Origin of the sequence: Paenibacillus sp. FSL R5-0749, assembly GCF_038595085.1 — a bacterium.
Taxonomy (GTDB): domain Bacteria; phylum Bacillota; class Bacilli; order Paenibacillales; family Paenibacillaceae; genus Paenibacillus.
On record NZ_CP152005.1, the window covers coordinates 6,106,160 to 6,128,181 of the forward strand.

Genomic DNA, 22,022 nt, shown 5'->3' on the forward strand with positions numbered 1-22,022 from the left:
TGTTCTCATATAACGGTTCGAGTACAACTTAGATACAGACTATACGTTCTAACCTCTTGCTCCTTAGCGCATATTGGAATGATTGAATTCCGATGTAATGCTAAGGGGCTTTTTTATGTAAATTCAAACGAGATATTGACGACAGAAATAGTCTAAGGAAGCGGAGCTAAAAGCTTTATATAAGAGAAAATTACTTCAGGAACATAGGCCTCGCTCTCATTGGAGTAGAGAATGCGTCACATTGAATGACATAGAAACACATCTTTTTAATCAAAATGACAAAAAGAAGATACCTATTTGTCATTTAAAACAAATGAACGTGAGATTTCAGCCCATCTCCTGTAAATCGACTTATAATATGGATTAATTATGCAAGTTAACGGATTCCAGCTCCAGATAGATCACATGTATTGGGGAAGGACGGTGGTTGTGTGGGGGAGACAACGCTTCATATTCAAGTCAGAGACATGTTAAAACGTCCCGTGTTTCGCAAGGCAGAGGTTCTGGCCAGTGATCGTGCGCTGGAGCGGTATGTTCGCTGGGTTCATATTATGGAAGTACCTGAGGTTGGGGATTTGCTCAATGGCGGGGAATTGGTGCTGACAACAGGCATTGGCTGGCAGGAAGGTGAGCAGCAAGGTCTGTCTTTCCTGCGTCAGCTAATTGCACGTGGGGCTGCCGGACTCTGCATGGAACTGGGGGATCACACCAAGTCACAGCTCGGTGCCATGAAAGAAATTGCAGTCGCAGCGGATTTCCCATTGATCTGGTTCCACGAACAAGTCCGTTATATTGATATTACACAAGACCTGCATTTCACCCTGATTCGCAGTCATCAGCGGATGATCGCCGAACTCGATCATCTCACCACCTCGTTTAACCAACTTCTTCTGAATGGAGATGGCGTACAACCCTTACTTCGATTGCTATCACGAACAACCGGATGTGCCGTGGCGTTATACCCACTTGAAGGGGAAGCAAGTAGCGTTCCCTATTGCTCGCCAGAGCAGCTGGAGACTCGGCGGCAGGATTGGTTTTTGCAGCGAGGACGATCGGATCAAGTAGATATTTCGAAGGAAGCCCCACTAACCAGGAACGCTTGCCATCTATACTATCTGCCTGTTCAGGCGTTGGACTACACCTTTGCCGACCTTGTGCTGATGCACCAAAAACTGCCGGAGCATGATTCAAATATACCTATCAATCCTTCGGATGAATTCGTCATTCAGGCACTGGAACGTTGCGCGGCAGCGATCGCCCAGGACTGGATGCGAACCAAATACATGGAAGAGAAACGTCGCTACAAAGAAGATATGTGGGTCATTGACTGGCTTAACGGACATCACTCCACGAAGGAAATCCATGAATATGTCTCCACGGTCAATCCCCTTCTTGCAACGAGCAAAGCGAACATCATCCTATTCGACAGCAACCCCGCATACACAGATAGTCTCAGACTCCAGAAGATATTAATCCAACGCAACATCGTCGCCCGTTCCGTGTTCGCCCGGGAGAACTTCACCCTCTACAGCACCGTTCTGAACCACCAGATCATTCTTATCATTCTCGACCCACTACCTGGATCTCAGCGCAAAAGCAGTCTCTGGCGCTGCATTGAACAATTGCAGCAGCACGAGCAGGAACAGACCCATCGTCTCTTCTCTGGTCTGTTCGCTATCGGTCATAGCTGCGCGAATCTCTCCCGTCTAAAGGAAAGCCTGGAATCCGCAAAAGAGACACTGCGGATTCAGAAGGACATCGGCGAGATGCAGCAGCCCTTTTACAGTAATCTTCATTGTTATCGCATCATTGCCAACATGAAGCAGAGCGGTAATCTGGAAGATTTTATCGAAGAATATCTGGGTCCTCTTATCCGTTACGATATGGAGAAAGGAGGCCAATTACTGCGCACACTCAAGCAATATTTCGTATTGTGCTGTTCCAAGCAAGAGACGGCTACCGCTCTTTATATTGTCAGACAGACACTCTATCACCGTTTGGACAAAATCGAAGCGCTTCTGGGAGAAGATTATATCCTCCCCGAAAAGCGAGTTGCGATTGAGCTCGCGATCTATGCGTATGAGTATGTTCATGGCCCCTTAGGTTGATCTGTTCTAAGCAATTCCAGCTCCCCGCTGCTCCTGAAGCTGGCGAATCAGGATATGACTGAACCACTTCCGTCCAGATGCTGTACCCACGTATTGCTCTTGTTTCTCCTCGGGAAGATCCGGGTGCTCCCATATGACATGAGCACCCTCCAGATGTTCCCGTACCTCATAGATTCGATACCCCTGCGCAACCATTCGCTCGATGGCGATCCTCTCGGCCTCAAACACATCATGATCCGACATCAGCTTATCCCTCCATTCACTGCCGCCACAGGCTGTTTCAATGGCATGGGTACACCTGCATCATATTTGTTGCGCTTCACATATTGCCCTGCTCCCGCTGTCCCGGCATACTGCCGATCTCGAATGACATACTCCCCACGGCACAACACCGTCACCGGACAACCCTGTACCTGCATGCCTTCAAATGCACTGTAATCAACATTCATATGATGCGTATCTGCCGAGATCACCCTGTTTACAGAGGGGTCAAAAATAACGATATCCGCATCTGTCCCTACAGCCAGAGTCCCTTTCTGCGGAAACAATCCAAATAACTTACTTGCTCTTGTCGAACATAGATCAACCCATTGATTGAGCGTAATCCGCCCTTTGACTACACCTTCCGAATACAGAATACTGAGGCGATCTTCAATGACAGGCCCTCCGTTCGGAATTTTGCTGAAATCATCCTTGCCCAGATCCTTCTGCCCTTTGAAATTAAACGAGCAATGATCAGAGCCAATCGTCTGCAACTGACCGCTTTTCAATGCATTCCATAGTACTTCCTGATGCGCTGCTTCCCGCAGCGGCGGTGACCAGACATACTTTGCACCCTCGAAGTCTGGCTGATCCATGATCGACTGATCCAACGTCAAATACTGAGGACAGGTCTCCCCCCAGATTCGGTAACCCATTTCACGCATACGCGCGATCTGCTCCACAGCCTCCGCACAGGTCACATGCACCACATACAACTGTGAATCCGCAAGTGCAGCCAGTCGTGCTGCTCGGCCTGTCGCTTCTCCCTCCAGCATGGATGGACGAGTCAGTGCATGATGAATTGGCTCCGTGCGCCCTTCGGCGAGTGCTTGTCGAACCAGCAGGTCAATAACATCCCCGTTCTCGGCATGCACCATGACGAGTGCGCCATACTCTTTTGCCTTTTGCAACGTCTGGAAGAGAATCCCGTCATCGGCTTGAAACTGGTTTTTATACGCCATGAACACCTTAAAGGATGACACACCCTCTTCTTCAATGATCTGCGGTAACTCCCCCAACACCTGATCATTCATCTCCCCGATCATCAGATGGAAACCATAGTCGATAACGGCTTTACCCTCGGCTTTGGCATGCCATTCCTGGAGAGATTCGATTAATGGACGGCCTTTTTGTGTCAGGCAGAAATCAATAATCGTCGTTGTACCGCCAAAGGCTGCCGCTGTCGTTCCCGTTGCAAAATCGTCCGCTGTTACTGTTCCACCGAATGGCATATCCAGATGTGTATGCGGGTCGATACCGCCCGGAATAACGTAACAGCCTGAAGCGTCCACAACTTCCATATGTTCATCCGGGGTAAGCCCGATGCCAATCTGTGTGATTTTACCCTTTTCAATCAAAATATCTGCTTCAAAGGTATCTGACGCTGTCACCAACACACCGTTACGAATCAATTTGCGGGTACTCATGATATCGCCTCCTTGGTTGATTGATCTCCGACCGATTGCAGCATGGCAATCGCAGACTGACGTTCATTCCAGGTTACAGGCTCCTGCTCAGGCACAAGCTCCACCATCTCAATCGCCCCATCCACCGGGCACACGATCGAACACAGATTGCAGCCAACACAATCCTCCTCCACCACTTCCAGATAGGCACCGGACGGGTCGGTCAACATATCAATACACTGGTGCGAAGTGTCCTCACACGCAATATGGCATTTGTTGCAATTAATGCAGACATCGCGGTTGATGCGAGCGACCACTTTGTAATTCAGATCTAAATTGCCCCAATCCGAGTATCGCGGAACCGTCTGGCCTACCAACTCTGCTACGCTGCTCAGACCCTTCTCATCCAGATAGTCATTCAGCCCATCAATCATGTCCTCTACAATGCGGAATCCATGATGCATCGCTGCGGTACATACCTGAACCCCTGTAGCACCCATAAGCAAAAACTCTGCCGTATCCCGCCAGTCGGATATGCCACCAATACCCGAGATTGGCACACCCACCTCCGGATTACGTGCGCACTCGGCAACCATGTTCAGTGCAATTGGCTTCACAGCTGGGCCACAATACCCGCCATGCGCTCCTTTGCCGCCTACATGTGGCACGGTATTCCACGAATCCAGATCCACACCTGCCAGGGAGTTAATCGTATTGATCAGGGAGATCGCATCTGCGCCGCCGCGGACAGCTGCCCGGGCGGTTGCCGTAATATCCGTGATATTCGGCGTGAGCTTCACAATCACTGGTGTGGTCGCCACTTCCTTCACCCACATCGTCTGTAGTTCGACCAGGTCAGGTTGCTGACCAGAGGCGGCTCCCATACCACGTTCAGCCATGCCATGCGGGCAGCCAAAGTTCAGTTCCAGACCGTCGACGCCGACGGCTTCCACCTTTTTCACAATCTCATGCCACTTCTCCCGCGTAGGTTCCACCATCAGTGAAGCGACAACCGCGCGATCTGGGAAGCGTTTCTTGGTCTCGGCAATCTCCCGCAGATTCACTTCCAGCGGACGATCGGATATCAATTCAATATTGTTAAACCCCGCCACCCGCTGTCCGCCGAAATGAACCGCCGCAAAACGCGAGGATGTATTAATAATCGGCTCACCCAGTGTCTTCCACACCGCGCCGCCCCAGCCCGCTTCGAACGCACGCTGAACCTGATACCCCGTATTGGTCGGTGGTGCAGAAGCCAACCAAAATGGGTTGGGTGATCGAATACCTGCCAGATTAATGGATAAGTCAGCCATAACGATCCCTCCTTGGTGTTTGACCTTATTAGTTACACTGAACAATCCGATGACAGAACAACCTTCCGATCGCTGTTATTCCCAGATTTTTTTGATTCCTTTTCTAAAGGGAAAATCCGGGAATAAAGGCGAGCACTTCGTTTCTTCAGGTCCTTTCTGTCCTCTCCGTTTCGTGTAAATGTTTAGTACAATGTATACCGTTGTATTGGATATTTGGTCGTGCTCAGGATCTCTGCGTAGTATCGGTGTTGCTGGATAGCACCTGTAATCTAACGAACCGTACACCTCTTATTCGACTCATTTGCGGCACTTTCAAAATCTAACGAATCGTAGAAAGCTTATTGGGCTGTAATCGCTCATTTAGGCTTTATTTCAACAGGTGTCTGTCAAAATAAGACGTGTGAGATTCGTTAGATTTTTCAAGCCTCCATAATTGCCACTATAAGGTGTGCAGGGTTCGTTAGCGCGTCAGGGATGCGAGAATGCGAGGTTCGATGCATACCAGACATCTTGCTCAGATCTACACCTCATCTCTCTAGCCATCCCTAGCGTCCTCCCACCCGTACTCTTTCCTCTCACCCTTTCATTGACACTTTCCGTGCTCTTTATTTCCCTTTTCTTCCTCACCACTTACGCCGTCTCTTCCACCTGCCCAGGCAATGCCTTCATGACTGCGGCGGCGGCCAACTTACCCTGCTGGGCAGCCGAGACAACCATCGCCTCACCCTGGCCCTGACCAAAAATAACATCTCCTGCCGCATAGATCTGAGGATGCGAGGTACGGTACGTGTGCGGCTCAATCTCGACAACGCCCCAGTGATGACGCAGTCCAAACGCTTCGATTAATGGTAATAAACGATGCTGTCCAATCGCCCGAATGACCGTATCACATTCAATCATGAACTCCGATCTCTCCACGGGCACAGGCAATGCACGCCCACCTCCAGGCGGAGTAATCAGTTCCATTTTCACACATTCTACAGCCTGAACCCGACCGTTCTCGTCTCCGATAATACGCTGCGGCATCGTAAACCAGCGGAACTCCACACCCTCCTGCTTGGCAAACGTATATTCAAACGCATACGCCGTCATCTGGCTTTCCCCGCGCCGATATAACATCTGCACCCGCTCGGCACCCAGACGCACCGAACAGGTCGCTGCATCTACCGCCGTATTGCCCGCGCCAATCACGGCGACCTTCAGACCATTCAGTGCCGGCGGAACACCCTGCTTCGTAGACTCCACCAGTTCAATCGCATCATAGACACCTTCCAGTGTCTCTCCTTCAATGCCCAGCATGGGCACCGATCCCATGCCGCAAGCCAGAATGACCGCTTCATGCTGCTCCAGCAACTGCGTAGCAGGAATATCTACACCAATGCGCACCCCGTAACGGATTTGCACACCCAGCGCTTCCACCTGCTCCACTTCCCATAACGCAACCGATTCGGGCAGACGGAAGGATACGATGCCGTACGTGTTTAGCCCACCGCCTTTGGGTTTGGCTTCATAGATCGTCACCTCATACCCTGCACGCCCCAGTTCACGTGCCGCAGATAATCCTGCAGGCCCGGCTCCTACAACAGCAACATTTCTCCCATTGGGAGGTGCTGCCTGGAATAACGGCTCATTCTTCGCCCGTGCCCAGTCGGTGGCGTAACGCTGCAAGTCACCAATACGAATCGGCTTCGACGATTCGTTCAGCACACATGCGCCTTCACACAACTCTTCTGTGGGGCACACGCGTGCGCAGCTAGCTCCCACCGGATTCGCATCCATGATGGTGCGGGCCGATCCTTTCAGGTGCCCTGTTGATATTTTGCTAATAAAAGAAGGGATATTAATGTCGGTTGGACAGGCCTTGATACAAGGTGCATCGTAACAGTACAGACAGCGGTTCGATTCCTCCATCGCTTCCTTACCTGTCATGGCGGGTTTCATCTCGGCAAAACGACTCTCCCACCCATAATCGGATAACGTTGTTCCTGAGCTGTTCATCAATGTCGTGCACCTCCTGGAGAATGATCTACGCTATCTCAAACTCAAACAAACTTGCGTGCATTATACGTTCCACCCCGCTGACAGAATCACTTACCGATCACGTGTTGCCGCTTCCTACAGACTAACCAGATGTTCGTACGTTTCCGGCCTGCGATCACGGTAGAACTGCCATACATTACGTACCTCACGAATCATCTCCGTATCCATCTCGCCAATGACGACCTCATCCTGATCCCTGCTGCCGATGGCAACCACTCTGCCTCGTGGATCGACCAAGTACGACTGCCCATAAAATTCACCCATATTCCACGGCGCTTCCACGCCGACCCGGTTGATGGCTGCCACATAATAACCATTAGCTACCGCGTGAGCGGGTTGTTCCAGTTTCCACAGATATTCCGATGTACCTGCAACCGTAGCAGATGGATTAAACACAATCTCTGCACCTGCCAGCCCGAGCAATCGTGCCCCTTCCGGAAAATGACGATCATAACAGATGTACACACCCACTCTGGCGTAGGCCGTATCAAATACCGGAAACCCGAGGTTGCCTGGTTTGAAATAATACTTTTCCCAGAACCCATTCGTACCCTCACCTGCTTCCACATGCGGGATATGATGTTTGCGGTATTTGCCCAGATACGTACCATCTGCATCAATAACGGCTGCCGTATTGTAATACGAAGCAATGCCCTCCACCTCGTACACCGGCAAAATAATCACCACCGCAAGCTCCTTCGCCAACTCCTGAAACAGCTTGGTCGTGGGCCCTTCCGGCACGGGTTCAGCGGATGCATACCATTTTGGATTCTGCTCTGTACAAAAGTACGGTCCATAAAATACTTCCTGCAATCCAATGATCTTGGCCCCTCTTGCAGCAGCTTCACGGACCAACGTGATGTGCTTCTGAACCGCAGCCTCTTTGTGAACTTCAATGGGAGCCGAACCTTCAATCTCATGTGATGCCTGGATTAATCCGATGCTGATTTTTCCCATATCGTCACAACGCCTCCTCAGGTAAAATGGTTGGTTGGTTCACTCCACCGCACATCCTTCGAATGGTTCGATACAGCACTTCCGTGCCGAGTCCAATATCCTCCGGAGAGGAATATTCGCTGGGATGATGACTGATGCCGTCCTTGCTACGGACAAAGATCATGCCATAATCACACACACGCGAAAGGGCCAACGCATCATGGAACGGACCACTCATCAGTTCTGGCAAAGTAACCCCGACCTCTTCCGCAGATGAACGAATCACCGATTGGATTGACTCTGCACAATACCTTGGCTCACTGTTCGTATCCTCGGTCAGCGAATACGTTAGACCATATCGGGAACTCACGTCATCCAAAATGTTCATCAATCGGGCTTCCAGCCGGTTCCTGCGTTCCATCTCCATGTCTCGTAAATCAACAGTGAAGCTGACTTCCTCCGGGATGATATTACGCGAATCCGGAAACACTCTCAGACTTCCTACCGTACCTACAGTTGGAGCTTCTGGGTCTTCTCTCACCATATCGTCAAAAGCGGAAATAACTCTGGCGCTGCCTGCCAGAGCATCATGCCGCATGCCCATCGGAACGGAGCCGGCATGACCCGCCATACCTTTCATCGTAACCGTAAGCCACAGCGGACCCGAGATGCCGGTCACCAGACCTATCGGAGCATTCAGCGATTCCAGCACTGGCCCCTGCTCAATGTGCAGCTCCAGATAACTGCCTATGGAATCTGGCGGATAGATCGCTTCTTCAAAATCCGAAGGAGAACAGCCGAAGGCTTCCAGCGCCTCCTGGCGGGTCACACCGTTTTTATCCTGCCGCTCCAGTTCGCCTTCTTCCAACTGACCGGTTATACCACGCGAGCCGAACAGGCCTTTGTTAAAACGGGAACCTTCTTCATCGCAAAAGGCAATCACCTCAATCGGCATACGGGGCTGAATGCCATTTTCGATCAGGCATTGCACGGCTTCGAGTGCACCGAGCACACCAATCGCTCCATCATATCGACCGCCGTATGGCTGAGAGTCGATGTGGGAACCAATCATGAGGATCGGCAGCGCCTGATCCGCACCTTCCAGACGACCAATCAGATTGCCGAAAGGGTCAAGTCGCGTCGTCAAACCCGCCTTTTCCATCCATAGGCGAACCTGTATGATGCCGTCCATATCCTCCGGGGTCAGGGCAAGTCGACAGACGCCCGTCTCTGCGATTCGGCCAATCTGTGACAACTGCTCAATTCGCTCATTCAGCCGAAGCTGATTGATGAGTTTGCCTGTTGTGGTCTGCATCGTCCCTCACCTCCTTGTGCATTGTTATCACATCATGTGTTGAAACACTTTATTTTGCTTGCCAACACTTCTGTCGTACTTGTCTTACATGTGTGTTCTCATCCATATCCAGTTACTAACTCGCATCCAGACTTCGCAACGCAGCGAGCAAACTTCCTGCGATTAGGTCCAGTTCTTCCTCCGTGGTGACAAACGGCGGGGAGATCGTCAAAATATTCGCAAACCCTGGCACGGTATCTCCGTTCTTGCCGATCAGAATGCCATCCCGCTTACAACTGGCGAGCACCTTCATTACTTTATCCGCTTCCGCAGGAGACCCGTCTGCTTCAATCAATTCCACCCCACAGGCGAATCCGAATGAACGGATATCCCCCACAATGGACAGCTCCAGCAATGGTTCCAGCTTCTCACGAAGCAGGTATCCCAGTTCCTCCGCACGGCTGACCAGATTCTCTCGTTCCAGAATTTCCAGATTCGCCAACGCTACCCGACAGGACACCGGATTCCCACCAAATGTATTCACATGACGAAAATGCGCATCTGTTCCGGGTTCCCGGAACGTGTCATACAGATCGGCTCGCACCGCCGTTGCGGATAGCGGTGAATAGGCACTGGTCATGCCTTTTGCCATCGTCACCATATCTGGCTGAATACCATAGTTCTGATGACCAAACTTCTGCCCCGAGCGGCCAAAACCACAGATGACCTCATCGACAATGAGCAGCACGCCGTAGCGCTGACAGATCTCTTGCACGGTGCGCATATAATCCGGCGGAGGAACAATCATGCCACCCCCAGTGATCACCGGCTCCATAATCACTGCGGCAACCGTTTCAGGACCTTCCCAACGAATCACCTCTTCATAGATGGTTGCACACTCGAGTCCGCATCCATCCTTGTTTCGCCCAAACGGGCAGCGGTAACAATACGGTGGTGGAACATGAGAGAAACCTACGCCGAGCGGTTCATATTTGATCTTGCGGGCGGCTTGCCCGGTGGCGCCCAGTGCCCCCATGGAGTTACCGTGATAGGCACGGTGACGGGAGATGAATTTGTGCCGAGTAGGCTCACCATTCTGATGGTGATACTGACGGGCTATTTTGAAAGCCACCTCATTCGCATCTGAACCCGAGTTGGAGAAGAAGATTCGATACTCCCCCTCCAACCAATCATTCAGCTTCTCTGCCAGCAAAATCGCCGGTTCGTGACTCTGCGTCATCGGTACATAAGCGAGGGATTTCATCTGTTCGTAGGCACTTCTCGCAATTTCCTCACGGCCATGCCCTACATTCACACACCATAGTCCAGACATCGCATCCAGATAACGTGTACCATCCTGATCGGTGATCCAGCTGCCCTCCCCACTTACCGCAATCATCGGATGATCGTTATGAGGTGAGATGTGATGCCATACGTATTTACGATCCTTCTCCAGCCATTCTTCCTTCGTACCGCCAAGCGGCTGAGGTTGCTGATCCACAGAACTCATTCGTCATCCTCCTCCACACGTTTATTTCACCGCTTCTTCATAGATGCTTTTCTCCAGCGCTTCATCCAGGTTGGCGGCTTTTTTGATCAGGCCATAATTCAGCGCAATATCCGCAGTTCGGGTAAATGATTCGTCTACAAAACTGCCGACTTGCTGCTCCGTAAATCCTTCCGGCCGAATCAGCTTTGCAATCTCTTCCAGCATCGTGACCTGATGCTCACGAGTGGTACTGCCCTCCGTCACATTACTCATCACAATATCCACTGTCTCATTCTGATTGTCGATGGCGTAATTCCAGCCCTTCAGAATGGCACGGGTCACTTTGACCGCAAGCTCACGGTTGCTGTCTACCCAATCTTTCTTGGCAATCAGCGTATCCTCCAGCATGCCAACACCGGCATCTTCAATGTTGAACACATCCAGATCGGATTCTTTTGTTCCACTTTCCAACACCACGTGGTATTCGTTATAGATCGTTGCTGTCGCCACATCTACCTGGTCATTAAAAAACTGATCCATCGTGAAGCCCTGCTTCACCAGTTCAATGTCTTTCTTCGGGTCCAGGCCATTCTTCTCCATGAATGCGAGCACCTGAAACTGCTGACTGCCGAACCAGGTACTGACCTTCTTGCCTTTCATCTGAGCGGGATCGGTAATACCTAGCGACTTCTTGGCGATCAAGCGATAACTGCTCTTCTGTGAGATCTGGGCGAGTGAGACGAGTGGTAGACCGTTATCCCGGCTGACCAGCAGACTGTCCACTCCGGTGATCCCTACATCGGCGGCGCCATTGACCACCTGCTGCTCAATCACGATATCCGGGCCACCCGGAATAATCTCGGCATCAATGCCTTCATCTGCAAAAAAACCTTTTTCCTTCGCTGCATAGATCCCGGCAAATTGCGCCTGAGGCACCCATTTCAGTTGAATTTTCACTTTGGTTAAGGGTTGATCTGCTTCGCCCGCCCCTCCTAAACTTGCAGCAACAGGTTCAGCGGCCGGCTCGGACTTCGTAGAACATGCACTCAGCATCGTAACAACCAACAGGACCAATACCAGCAAACCCGGCTTCAACGTTTTGTACATGGACAGAACAACCCCCTGTTTATATACGATTTATCAATCATCAGTCCGTGTTCAAAAAAGTCTGGTTTTCAGTACCGTGGACTTATTGAACAACCTCAATCACGTATTACGATCTATGGTTGATACCCTGATGTACGTTAGTGATCTGTGCGTGCACGATTCCACGGAATGAGTCGCTTTTCTGCCAGGACAACCGCTTCATACAACACAATACCGAGCGCGGCGGCGATGACAATGCAGGACCAGGCCAAGGGCATGTTCGCCAATCGAATCTGATCGGAGAGTAAGTACCCCAGCCCCTGGGAGGCGATGAAAAACTCACCCACAATGGCCCCGATAATACTGGTCGACATGTTGATCTTCAGACCTGCAAAGAGGGAAGGTATAGCATGAGGCAGTCTCAGCTTCCAAAAAAACTGCATCCTGCTTGCGGCGAGGCCACTCAGCAGATCACTGTACTGCGGCTGAATGGAGGTCAGCCCCTTAAACAAGCTGACCGCCATAGCCGCCATCGTAATGACGGTGATGACTGCAATACGCGACCAGATCCCGTCACCGAACCAATTGTTCATAATCGGGGCAAGAGCCACGATCGGAACAGCGTTCAGTGCCGACAGAACCGTAACCGCCGCCCTGCCGCTTGTGGGAAAGAACGATGCACCCGCTGCTGACAGAGCGCCCAACAGGGAACCGAGCAGGAATCCCCCCAGCATTTCGGTTCCGCTGTACATCGCATATCGAAAGAGCATATTGGCATTCTCCTGTATCGATGCCGCAATCGCGGAAGGCACAGGCAATTGGTAACTTTCCAGCGAGAATATCCAATGAAACAACCTGAGCTGCCAGAGGGAGAGAAACAATACACCCGCACCCCAAGGAAGCATGCTCAGTGCAATCGATCGCCTGCGAACGCCGGTGCCCAATCTGGCCTTTTCGGCTTGTCCCGGTTGTCCATGGATTTCCGATCCGGGAGCAGATGTCATCTGTGAACCAGGGAGGGGCGTAGCAGTTCCCGTTACAGCAGCAATTGCCACACCTTCATCACGTTTCCGCTGCATTACCCTACCTTCACTCATGTGGCATCGCCTCCTTTGGCCCTGAATTCAGGCTGCCAGGGGGTTAGCCAACGTTCGGCCAGACTGATGACCAGATACGAGATTAACCCAATGCCAATGCTAAGCATGATGGTGGCCCAGAACATGCCCACTTGGGCATGGCCGTAATATAACGAACTAACCATCAGGACACCGAGTCCGTCAGGGGCACCCATCAATTCCACAACGATAGAGGAGGTCACCGCTAGCGGAGCAGCTATTTTCATACCTGAAAATAATCCCGGCAGTGCTGAGGGCAACAGACATTTGATATATCGTGCAGTCAATGAAGCTCCACAGGAACGCATCAGTTCCAGATGCTCTGGCGCTGCACTTTTTAATCCTTTCAACGTATGGATGATGATCGGGAAGAAAGTTACGTACGCCGCCATAACCATTCGGGCCCATTCCGCGTTGTGAATGATGCCGTACACAATTGGTGCGAGACCAATAACCGGAACCATCTGTGAGGAGACTATATATGGCGATAACGTGCGCTCCAGCCATACAGCTCCGCTCATGAGCAGAGCCAGACCCAGGCCCAGCAGCGTTCCCCCTGCAAAACCAATGGCCGCATTGCCAAACGTGACCGCCCCCTGCTCTGCTAGCGTACCCGAGTAACGAAACAAGGCTGCAAGCACATCATGCAGATAAGGAAGGCGAGACGCCGCCTGCTGGGGTGACAGGAATAGTTGGAGCATCCAGGCGATTCCCTCCCACAGCACCAATACGGCCATAATCCAGATGACGACCCAGGATCGATATCCCGGTTTAAAGAACCGCAGGGACATGAGATTCATCACGCTCCTCGTAGAAGCAATTGCGAATGGTTGTGATCATGTGGTAGAAAGCATCCGTTTCTCTCAGTTCACTATGGCGTTCAGAAGGCAGGTCGACGGAATGAATGGAATGTACTTGCCCCGGATGCGCCGAGAGTACGATGATCCGGTCGGACAGAAATACCGCTTCGGGGATACTGTGTGTGACAAAGAGGAAGGTCTTGCCCGTTGAGCGCTTGATCTCAAGCAGCTCCAATTGAAGCTTTTCTTTGGTGAATTCGTCCAATGCGGAGAAGGGTTCATCCATGAGCAGCAGTGGCGGATCAAGCGCAAGGGCACGTGCAATGGATACACGTTGCTGCATGCCTCCACTGAGCTGCCACGGATAATGGTCGGCGAAGCGGGTTAGTCCTACCATTTCAAGCAGTTCACTGCTAATGCGGCGGCACTCCTTCCGGCGGGTACCGAGCAGCTCCAGTGGCAATTCCACATTGTGACGAACGGTGCGCCAATCGAACAAGGCGGGTGTCTGGAAGACAATACCGAACTGTCGCTGTAGTCGAGCCCGCTCTGGCTCCTGACCGGCAATTCGAACGGTGCCTGAGGTGGGCTGAAGCAGATCACCCACTAACCGGAGCAAGGTCGACTTGCCACAGCCGGAAGGGCCCAGCAGAGAGACAAACTCATTGGACTCGATCTGGAATGTAACATCCGACAAAGCAGTGACTTGTTGTGTACCTGTGCCAAAGACAACGGACACATGATCTACATCAATATGGCAGGCTTCAGGGACTGTAGCTGAGGGTGCGGAGGACATGGGCATTCTCCTTTGTGGAAGTTATTTTCATGGCACACAAGGCTGAATGGGAGGTTTATATACACGAACGTAACAGGTTTTCTTGTTAGATAATACTATATCGCTTTGGGCGGGGATTACATTATACAGAGTGTTTTGAGTATGGGCCTGTTCATGTTACACAATGTAAAATGAGATGTATTCTCAGATATATCCATGTGAGTTTTCCTCGTATTTAGCTAACATACATTTCACTTAACAACAAACGCACGATCATTTGTATTTATTGAATAAATATTCGGAAAATATGACATATGCCCTCGTATTCTTGTCCATTTTCTTGTATAAAGATTGAATAGACGTACAAGGGCTGCACCTCCACGTGTCACGGCTCCTGAATGATGAAGGCGGTATCACTATTCCGGATCAATCACCACGCAGGCTGGCTTCCTTTGTCATATATCACTTTGAAAACCACATATGTAGGTCTATCCAAAGATCAGTAGAACGAAGCTTTCAAATCCAGAAATCGGGGTGGTCATGATGTTTGATTGGCTGGGATGGAGAAAAGGATTGCCGCTGTGGCGATCGTATCGGTTGAACGCACATATGAAGGAAGATGTGGAACAGATTTTTGAGGGAATTGCCGAAACGAGACGGCAGATTATGATGGACTGGGCAGATGAACAGTGGAACCACATGGACCGTTTGCTTCAACAGATACAGTCGCTTCAATTACAGGATGTATTACAAGGTACACCGCAAGGAAGCAAACTAGATGCATGGTTTCAAGCCAGTTATATTCGAGCTGTTGATAGTACGGAGCTATTCATGCTGAACGAACAGAATCAGGTGGTATTCTCTACATATAAGAAACATATTGGACAGATCTATGAGGATCACGAAGCTTTGATAGGACCAGGATTGAAGTACTCCAGAGCAGGTCAGCAGGAAAAAAAATGCTTGTTTGGTCCTTACTCTGATCCCCTGACGCTGGATATTGGTCCACGCTCGTCCGCTTTTCACGATGATGTCACCTTGCTGTTTATCTCCCCAATTCTGCAGGAAGGTCGCTATGTCGGTTCGTTATGCAGCCGTGTCCCCGGGGATGTACTGGGTGACCTGATTCAACGAGAGTCCGGTCATATCTATCCTGATTCCGGTGACAATTACCTCTTTATGGCCGAGTCGATATTACGGCCTCATCTGCAACCCGGCACTGCCTTATCCCGAAGCCGCTTCGAAGACCGTACCTTTACGCATGGGGAAAACCTCAAAGATGGCGTCACCACCGAATGGGGCATCGTTTCCGTTAAAGAGCATACCGAGCTGGAACTGATGTTCACCGATCCATCGACCGGAGAACTGCACCCCGGAGTAGCAAACACCATTCAGAATGGTTCCAATCTGTTCGTAGCCTTTCCCGGCTACTCGGATTACCGACATATTTCTGTAATCGGCAAAGGCATCACCTTCCAGCTGCCACACTGTCCTGATCGCTGGGGCATGATGTGTGAAGGGGATTTAGAGGAAGTGTATCGGATACGAAATATCGGCTGGCGCCAGTTCAAGCAGCATAGTCTCTTCACGCTTTTGTCAGGCGTTGCAGGAGCTGCCCTTGTCTATGCCTTCACCGGAAGTGGATGGAGCGCTGCAGCAATAGCAGCATTTAACGTGTTATTCGGATTCTTCACTGCATTGCAGCTGCATCGTAGCCAATATCGGCGGGTTCATGAAGACTTGCGGCGCATCAGCCGTTTTATTCGAATTAATGCAGAAGGCAGGGGGGATCTGACCCAGCGTCTGGACACGTCTTCTTTTGCCCAAGACGAATCGGGTGAACTGGCGAAATGGATCAACAACATGATTGACTCTCTGGAAGGCATTATGCTGAAGGTACAACTTGCCACCGTAGACGTTATGGACAATCAGGTTCAGATGCGAACTTCAACAGAGACAACCCAGGGCACGACTGAACGAGTGAACCACAAGCTTGGTTCGATGATTCAGGCCATTCGCACCCAACTGGAAGATCTGGATCAGGCCAGAATTGCTGCCGATCACATGCGCATAACGCTGCAACAACTGGAGACCTCTGCAACCGAACAGATCGGCGTGGCCCAGCAGGAAGTGGAACGAATCGGCGATAAAATGACCCAAATCTCGGGAGCGGTATCCGATACCAACCGTACGATCCTGTCCTTTATGGATACGATGAAAGAGATTTACCGCGCACTGGCTGTCATTGACGAAATTTCAGCTCAGACCAATCTGCTGGCTCTGAATGCTACCATTGAAGCTGCACGCGTGGGCGAACATGGCCAGGGCTTCTCGGTCGTGGCAGGGGAAATTCGTAAGCTGGCTGATTTATCCCGTTCTTCTACTGAAAATATTCATCAGATTCTGGACCGAATCTCAACAGCAGCAGGAGCTGCTTCCCAATTAATCACAGAGGGTGATCAGGTACTTGCTGAAGGAACGACACTGGTTCAGGCCGCTTCGCAACTTCTGAAAAATGCTACCGCTGAAGAACCTGAGCGCACACAAGTCGTAGATCAAGTGGTCATGCTGATGGAAAATATCGCTGCAATCAGCCATCAAAATCGGGCGACTTCCGCTGAGGTAGAAGCCGAGATGATGGAGCTGATTCGTGATATGTTACAGGTTCAGCATTCTTCGCATAATGTGGAAGCCATTACAGTCTTTCTGCAACAACTCGTGGGACAATTCCACCTGAACCACCCCGCCAAAAATGCTGTCATCTGACGTTATCGTTGACGCGGATTGGAGAAATAGCTAAAATTTGATGCAACTGTTCCTTTTGAAATTGTCGTATCATTTATAATAGAAGATTTCCAATCTGAACCGATGAAAGGGTGGTCTGCATGGAATTGCTTCAGGATTCATTTGGCCGAATACATGACTACATCCGTATTTCTGTTACGGACCGCTGTAATTTACGCTGTGTGTATTGCATGCCTGCAGAGGGCATGGAGTTTGCTCCACATGATGAGATTATGAGCTACGAAGAGATCGCACAGGTACTGAAGGTGCTCGCTCCGATGGGCATGCGTAAAGTTCGGCTCACCGGGGGCGAACCATTGGTGCGCAAGGATCTGCATAAGCTCGTCGGCATGATCTCAGCGATTGAAGGTATTGACGATATTGCACTAACGACCAACGCTCTCCTACTGGATAAGCAAGCTCAAGCATTGAAGGACGCTGGATTGAACCGGATTAACATCAGTCTGGATTCCCTACGCGCTGATCGTTTCTCCATGATTACCCGGGGCGGGGATGTGAACAAGGTACTGAAAGGCATTGAAGCTGCAACAGCCGCTGGCCTTGCTCCGATTAAGCTGAATGTCGTGCTCATGAAGGGTATCAACGATGATGAGATCAAGGATTTCATTGCAATGACGATGGATCAACCTCTTCATGTGCGTTTTATTGAATATATGCCGATTGGACACGCTTCGGATTCATGGCGCAAATCTTATTTGCCGCTGGAAGCCGTGACAGATGTATGCGCTGAAGCAGGCTGGACGGTAGAAAATACAACAGGCCCTGCGGGCAATGGCCCATCACGCAATATGAAAATTGTGGGCTCCGAAGGCACATTCGGATTGATTCATCCCGTGAGCGATCACTTCTGTGATAATTGCAACCGACTTCGGTTGACCGCTGACGGACATATCAAAGCCTGTCTGTACTGGTCGGATGAGTATAATGTTCGCCGTTTCGTGGATGATCCGGATGCCATGGCGGCACTCTTCCTCAAAGCGCTGGGTACGAAACCGAAGAATCATGAAATGGCTCTGGCTTTGGAACAAAAAATGCAATCTCATACGCCGACTGTACGGCGCATGTCCCAGATTGGCGGATAATAAAGCAGACGAGAACTTGATTGTTCTCGCCTGCTTTTTTGTCATGTTTTCATAAATTTCTGAAAATAATCCATTCTCCTGTTTCATTTATTAAAATTTTAATTAATATATGTTATTGCCCTTGTTGGGTCTTCAAGATTCCGCTAATTCTGACGATGTATATACAATACATCTAGATGATATGCACACATACACTATAGGAGCTGAACCTTATTGAACATTGTTGAAGCACTCGTTGCAGCGAGTCCGTATTTTAAAATTATGCTCAAAGAACACGATATCATGATTGCAGTAACCGATACGGAGAAGTTCTGGTATTATGTTCCCAGCAACGAGCTCGATCTGGGGATCAAGGCCGGAGATCCCGTTTCCCTCGATGACCCTACACTCCGCCGGGCACTTATACACGGAGAGACTTCAGCAAACCGAATTGATGCAAAATTCTATGGCACATCAATCAATTCGGCGGCCACCCCACTTCGGGATGAGCAAGGAAATATTGTGGGCACACTTGCCATTGGTTTCTCTCTTCAGAATGAGGAGAAACTGGAGTATTTCACTGAATTAATCGGCGGGATCAGCGGCAGATTGACGGATATGGTACAGACGGTAGCCGCTCAATCCGAACAATTGACAGCCTCATCTACACAGATTTTGGACAATACGCGTATGGCAGTGCAGAACTCAGGCGAGGTTAACAAAGTCGCCGCATTCATCCGTGAAATCTCAGAACAGACCAATCTACTCGGTCTGAACGCGGCTATCGAAGCAGCCCGGGCTGGCGAAGCCGGTGCCGGATTCAGCGTCGTTGCATCTGAAGTGCGCAAACTTTCTACAGGTACCAAAGAAGCCACGGTAAATATCGAACGTTCCTTGAAGGATGTCCAGCATTCCATCCAGCAGATGGAACAGGAGATCACTTCCATCTCACAGTCTAGCAACCAACAGGCTGTGATGGTAACCGAGTTCAGCGAGGTCATTGATCAGTTGAATAGCGTAAGCCGTGACCTGAAAGTGTTTATTGAATCCATGCTGCTGAAGGCAGAATAAATTCGAAACGATGACCCTTACTTAAATGATTAACCATATATAAAAGACGCAACACCGAAGCGTTATCAAGCACTACATGTTTCATATCAATAACCAGGTCAGCAGGCATCTATTGATAACCAAATTCAGCACCTACATAAAACTCCCCATGTGATTAACGTCACGGGGAGTTTTCTAATTCCAAACAAAATAAGCCACATCACGTCCTTCTATGCATAGATGAGTTTCCACAGCATCATAACGGCCAGCCCGACCATGACCACAGCGGACAATCGATTAAACACTAGACTGATGCGTCCAGTTCGATCCGTTCTCCCAATCACCCTACCCGCACCTGCAAGTCCCAGAAACCATATCCAAGATACAACTGCGGCTGTCAGGGCAAAATACATACGCTCCACGCCCACATACTGAAGTGAACTGGTGCCAATCACGGCAACCGTATCCAGTAGCGCATGGGGATTGAGTAGAGATACGGATGTAGCGAACGCAATCTGTCGTCCCGCTGACATTACCGTCTGCGAACCTTGCTCAGATTCGGACGACCTCCAGATACTCCATGCCATATACAGCAAAAACAAACTTCCTGCTGCATATAACACATTCGCCAGCACTGGCCATTGCAGCAGAATAAGCGATACTCCTCCAACGGCTGCCCCGATCAACAACGTATCACTGACACCTGCGGTTATTACAGCAGGCAGCGCATGTATATAACGTCTCTGGCTCATGCCCTGGTTAAAAATAAATACATTCTGCACACCCAGTGGCAAAATCAGCCCAAACGCCAGAATCACTGCGTGAATAACAACCTCCATCGTTCTTCCCCCTTATCTCTGTATTCCATCGTAGGACAGATAATGGCTGACGTAACCAACCACTTGGATGGCATCAGACCCAACCAAATGTTATAGTGTTCGTTACACAGACAAACGGAGGTGATTCTGCCTGTCATGGAACGTTTTGATTCCCGACTACACATGAGGTGGAAGCCAAATCCTTCTCTCGACCTGCCTTTATATCGCCAGATTGAAGCCTATATCCGCCACAAAATCACAACAGGTGAATGGTCGGCAGGCTACCGTCTTCCCTCACAGCGACTATGGGCTGAGTCCATGGGGGTAAACCGCAGTACATTGGTCACTGCCCTTGATAATCTGGCTGCCGCGGGTCTGCTTGAAGGCAGACATGGCGGGGGAACCTATATCTCCGGCTCCGGTTGGCATGGCATGGCTCACAGAGCGATGCCCAACTGGAATGAAGCCATTGAGGAGGGTTGGTACTATCCCAACCTGCCTGAGATCCAACAGATTAATCAGGCTGAATTTCGGCCTGGCATCATACGTCTTGGTACAGGGGAGCTTGCCCCGGAGCTGATGCCTCAGGATGCTTTTAACGACATTCTGTATGCCCTGTCCCAACGTTCTCGCACACTGAACTACCTGGAACCTCAGGGAAGCCTGGAGCTTCGTCAGGCCATATCCGTCCATTTGCAGACAACGGGCATTCAGGCCTCTCCGGATTCCATACTGATTGTATCCGGGTCTCTTCAGGCACTGCACTTGATCTCGGTTGGACTGCTCCCTCGCGGATCAGCGGTTCTGCTGGAAAAACCGTCGTACCTTTATTCCATTCACGCCTTTCAATCGGCAGGATTGAAAATGAGCGGAATTCCGATGGATGACGATGGATTGCACATTGCACGTCTGGAGGACGCAGCGCAGCATGTAAAAGATCAAGACCACATCTCGCTTCTCTATACGATTCCGAGCTTTCACAATCCCACGGGCTCTGTGATGAGTGATCCCCGCCGGGATAAACTGATGGCCACCGCTCGAACGCTAGGCATCTCCATTCTGGAGGATGCGGCCTACAGCGATCTGTGGCTGGACACCCCACCTCCGCCATCGCTGAAGGCACGTGACCAGGAAGGACGGGTGCTACATATGGGAACCTTGTCGAAGGCAGTCAGTCCCGGCTTACGCCTCGGATGGCTGGTAGGGCCAGAGCCGGTCATACGCCGGCTCGCAGACATCAAGATGCAGACCGATTATGGTACCAGCTCACTCGCGCAAGAAGCCGCTGCCTTGTGGTTCGCAGAAGGACATCATGCAGAACATATGGAACGCCTTCGCCCTGAGTTACGCAGACGCAGAGACTTCATGCTGGATCTGTTGCAACGTCACTTTCATGGAATTGCGGAATGGAACATACCCGCTGGCGGCTTTTATATCTGGCTGCAATTCACTGTGTCCCCTCTCTCTATCCGCCAATTGTTCCATACCTGTCTGGAGCAGGATGTGCTTATCCACCCGGGCTACCTATATGACCGACTGGATGCGAGTCACATTCGGCTGTCTTACGCCTATGCTTCTTCTGAGGAGATGGAGCGTGGACTACAATGCCTTGCAGAAGCTGTACACAGGCTCATGGATTCTGGCTCATGACTTCCATTGCTGGGT

General features: G+C 50.6%; 17 protein-coding genes. 5 read left to right on the forward strand and 12 right to left on the reverse strand.

The genetic code is table 11. The annotated features are described in order from the left end of the window. The first annotated feature begins 431 nt into the window (after positions 1-431). Positions 432-2,108, forward strand: a complete 1,677-nt coding sequence (locus MKY85_RS27345) for a PucR family transcriptional regulator ligand-binding domain-containing protein (protein ID WP_339257715.1) — start codon at positions 432-434, stop codon at positions 2,106-2,108. Between the two features lie 6 nt (positions 2,109-2,114). On the opposite strand, the gene MKY85_RS27350 is transcribed toward MKY85_RS27345, so the two are convergent. The 11 genes from MKY85_RS27350 to MKY85_RS27400 all read right to left on the reverse strand — a co-directional run bounded on the left by MKY85_RS27350 (position 2,115) and on the right by MKY85_RS27400 (position 14,644). Next, positions 2,115-2,351: a hypothetical protein gene (locus tag MKY85_RS27350; RefSeq protein ID WP_342571227.1), complete on the reverse strand. Its 237-nt coding sequence runs from the start codon at positions 2,349-2,351 to the stop codon at positions 2,115-2,117. Further along, entirely contained in the window at positions 2,351-3,796 is a 1,446-nt protein-coding gene (gene hydA, locus MKY85_RS27355; protein ID WP_342571228.1) for a dihydropyrimidinase, read from the reverse strand. Before hydA ends, MKY85_RS27350 begins: the two co-directional genes overlap by 1 nt. Next, positions 3,793-5,088 carry an NAD-dependent dihydropyrimidine dehydrogenase subunit PreA gene (preA, locus tag MKY85_RS27360; RefSeq protein WP_342571229.1) on the reverse strand — a complete coding sequence of 432 codons (1,296 nt, stop codon included), beginning with the start codon at positions 5,086-5,088 and terminating at the stop codon, positions 3,793-3,795. The genes hydA and preA overlap by 4 nt, the downstream gene beginning before the upstream one ends. 630 nt (positions 5,089-5,718) lie before the next feature. Then, positions 5,719-7,086 (reverse strand): NAD(P)-dependent oxidoreductase, encoded by a 1,368-nt coding sequence (locus tag MKY85_RS27365; RefSeq protein ID WP_342573489.1) that lies wholly within the window; start codon positions 7,084-7,086, stop codon positions 5,719-5,721. A 117-nt stretch (positions 7,087-7,203) separates the two neighbouring features. Then, positions 7,204-8,085 (reverse strand): nitrilase-related carbon-nitrogen hydrolase, encoded by an 882-nt coding sequence (locus MKY85_RS27370; protein ID WP_342571230.1) that lies wholly within the window; start codon positions 8,083-8,085, stop codon positions 7,204-7,206. Positions 8,086-8,089: 4 nt separating this feature from the next. Continuing rightward, the gene (locus tag MKY85_RS27375; RefSeq protein WP_342571231.1) at positions 8,090-9,379 is read right to left on the reverse strand and encodes a M20 family metallo-hydrolase; all 1,290 of its coding nucleotides are present in this window, start codon (positions 9,377-9,379) and stop codon (positions 8,090-8,092) included. A gap of 115 nt (positions 9,380-9,494) precedes the next feature. After that, complete coding sequence (locus tag MKY85_RS27380; RefSeq protein WP_342571232.1) at positions 9,495-10,868, reverse strand: aspartate aminotransferase family protein; 1,374 nt, start codon at positions 10,866-10,868, stop codon at positions 9,495-9,497. 21 nt (positions 10,869-10,889) lie between these two features. Further along, positions 10,890-11,954, reverse strand: coding sequence for an ABC transporter substrate-binding protein (locus MKY85_RS27385; protein ID WP_342571233.1), 1,065 nt, complete (start codon positions 11,952-11,954; stop codon positions 10,890-10,892). Between the two features lie 137 nt (positions 11,955-12,091). After that, entirely contained in the window at positions 12,092-13,030 is a 939-nt protein-coding gene (locus tag MKY85_RS27390) for an ABC transporter permease (RefSeq protein WP_342571234.1), read from the reverse strand. Further along, positions 13,027-13,839, reverse strand: a complete 813-nt coding sequence (locus MKY85_RS27395; protein WP_342571235.1) for an ABC transporter permease subunit — start codon at positions 13,837-13,839, stop codon at positions 13,027-13,029. Before MKY85_RS27395 ends, MKY85_RS27390 begins: the two co-directional genes overlap by 4 nt. After that, a complete protein-coding gene (locus tag MKY85_RS27400; protein WP_339238269.1) occupies positions 13,820-14,644 on the reverse strand; it encodes an ABC transporter ATP-binding protein in 825 nt (274 codons plus the stop codon). The genes MKY85_RS27395 and MKY85_RS27400 overlap by 20 nt, the downstream gene beginning before the upstream one ends. Before the next feature lie 519 nt (positions 14,645-15,163). Here MKY85_RS27400 and MKY85_RS27405 point away from each other — a divergent pair. The 3 genes from MKY85_RS27405 to MKY85_RS27415 all read left to right on the forward strand — a co-directional run bounded on the left by MKY85_RS27405 (position 15,164) and on the right by MKY85_RS27415 (position 19,560). After that, complete coding sequence (locus MKY85_RS27405; RefSeq protein WP_342571236.1) at positions 15,164-17,389, forward strand: methyl-accepting chemotaxis protein; 2,226 nt, start codon at positions 15,164-15,166, stop codon at positions 17,387-17,389. 119 nt (positions 17,390-17,508) lie between these two features. Further along, the gene (moaA, locus tag MKY85_RS27410) at positions 17,509-18,510 is read left to right on the forward strand and encodes a GTP 3',8-cyclase MoaA (RefSeq protein ID WP_339238273.1); all 1,002 of its coding nucleotides are present in this window, start codon (positions 17,509-17,511) and stop codon (positions 18,508-18,510) included. A gap of 213 nt (positions 18,511-18,723) precedes the next feature. Next, positions 18,724-19,560, forward strand: a complete 837-nt coding sequence (locus MKY85_RS27415; protein ID WP_301290204.1) for a methyl-accepting chemotaxis protein — start codon at positions 18,724-18,726, stop codon at positions 19,558-19,560. Between the two features lie 209 nt (positions 19,561-19,769). Here the strand turns inward: MKY85_RS27415 and MKY85_RS27420 are convergent, their stop codons facing one another. Continuing rightward, a complete protein-coding gene (locus MKY85_RS27420; protein ID WP_339238278.1) occupies positions 19,770-20,378 on the reverse strand; it encodes a LysE/ArgO family amino acid transporter in 609 nt (202 codons plus the stop codon). A gap of 135 nt (positions 20,379-20,513) precedes the next feature. Here MKY85_RS27420 and MKY85_RS27425 point away from each other — a divergent pair, with 135 nt between their 5' ends. Continuing rightward, a complete protein-coding gene (locus MKY85_RS27425; RefSeq protein ID WP_342571237.1) occupies positions 20,514-22,007 on the forward strand; it encodes a PLP-dependent aminotransferase family protein in 1,494 nt (497 codons plus the stop codon). Positions 22,008-22,022: the final 15 nt, after the last annotated feature.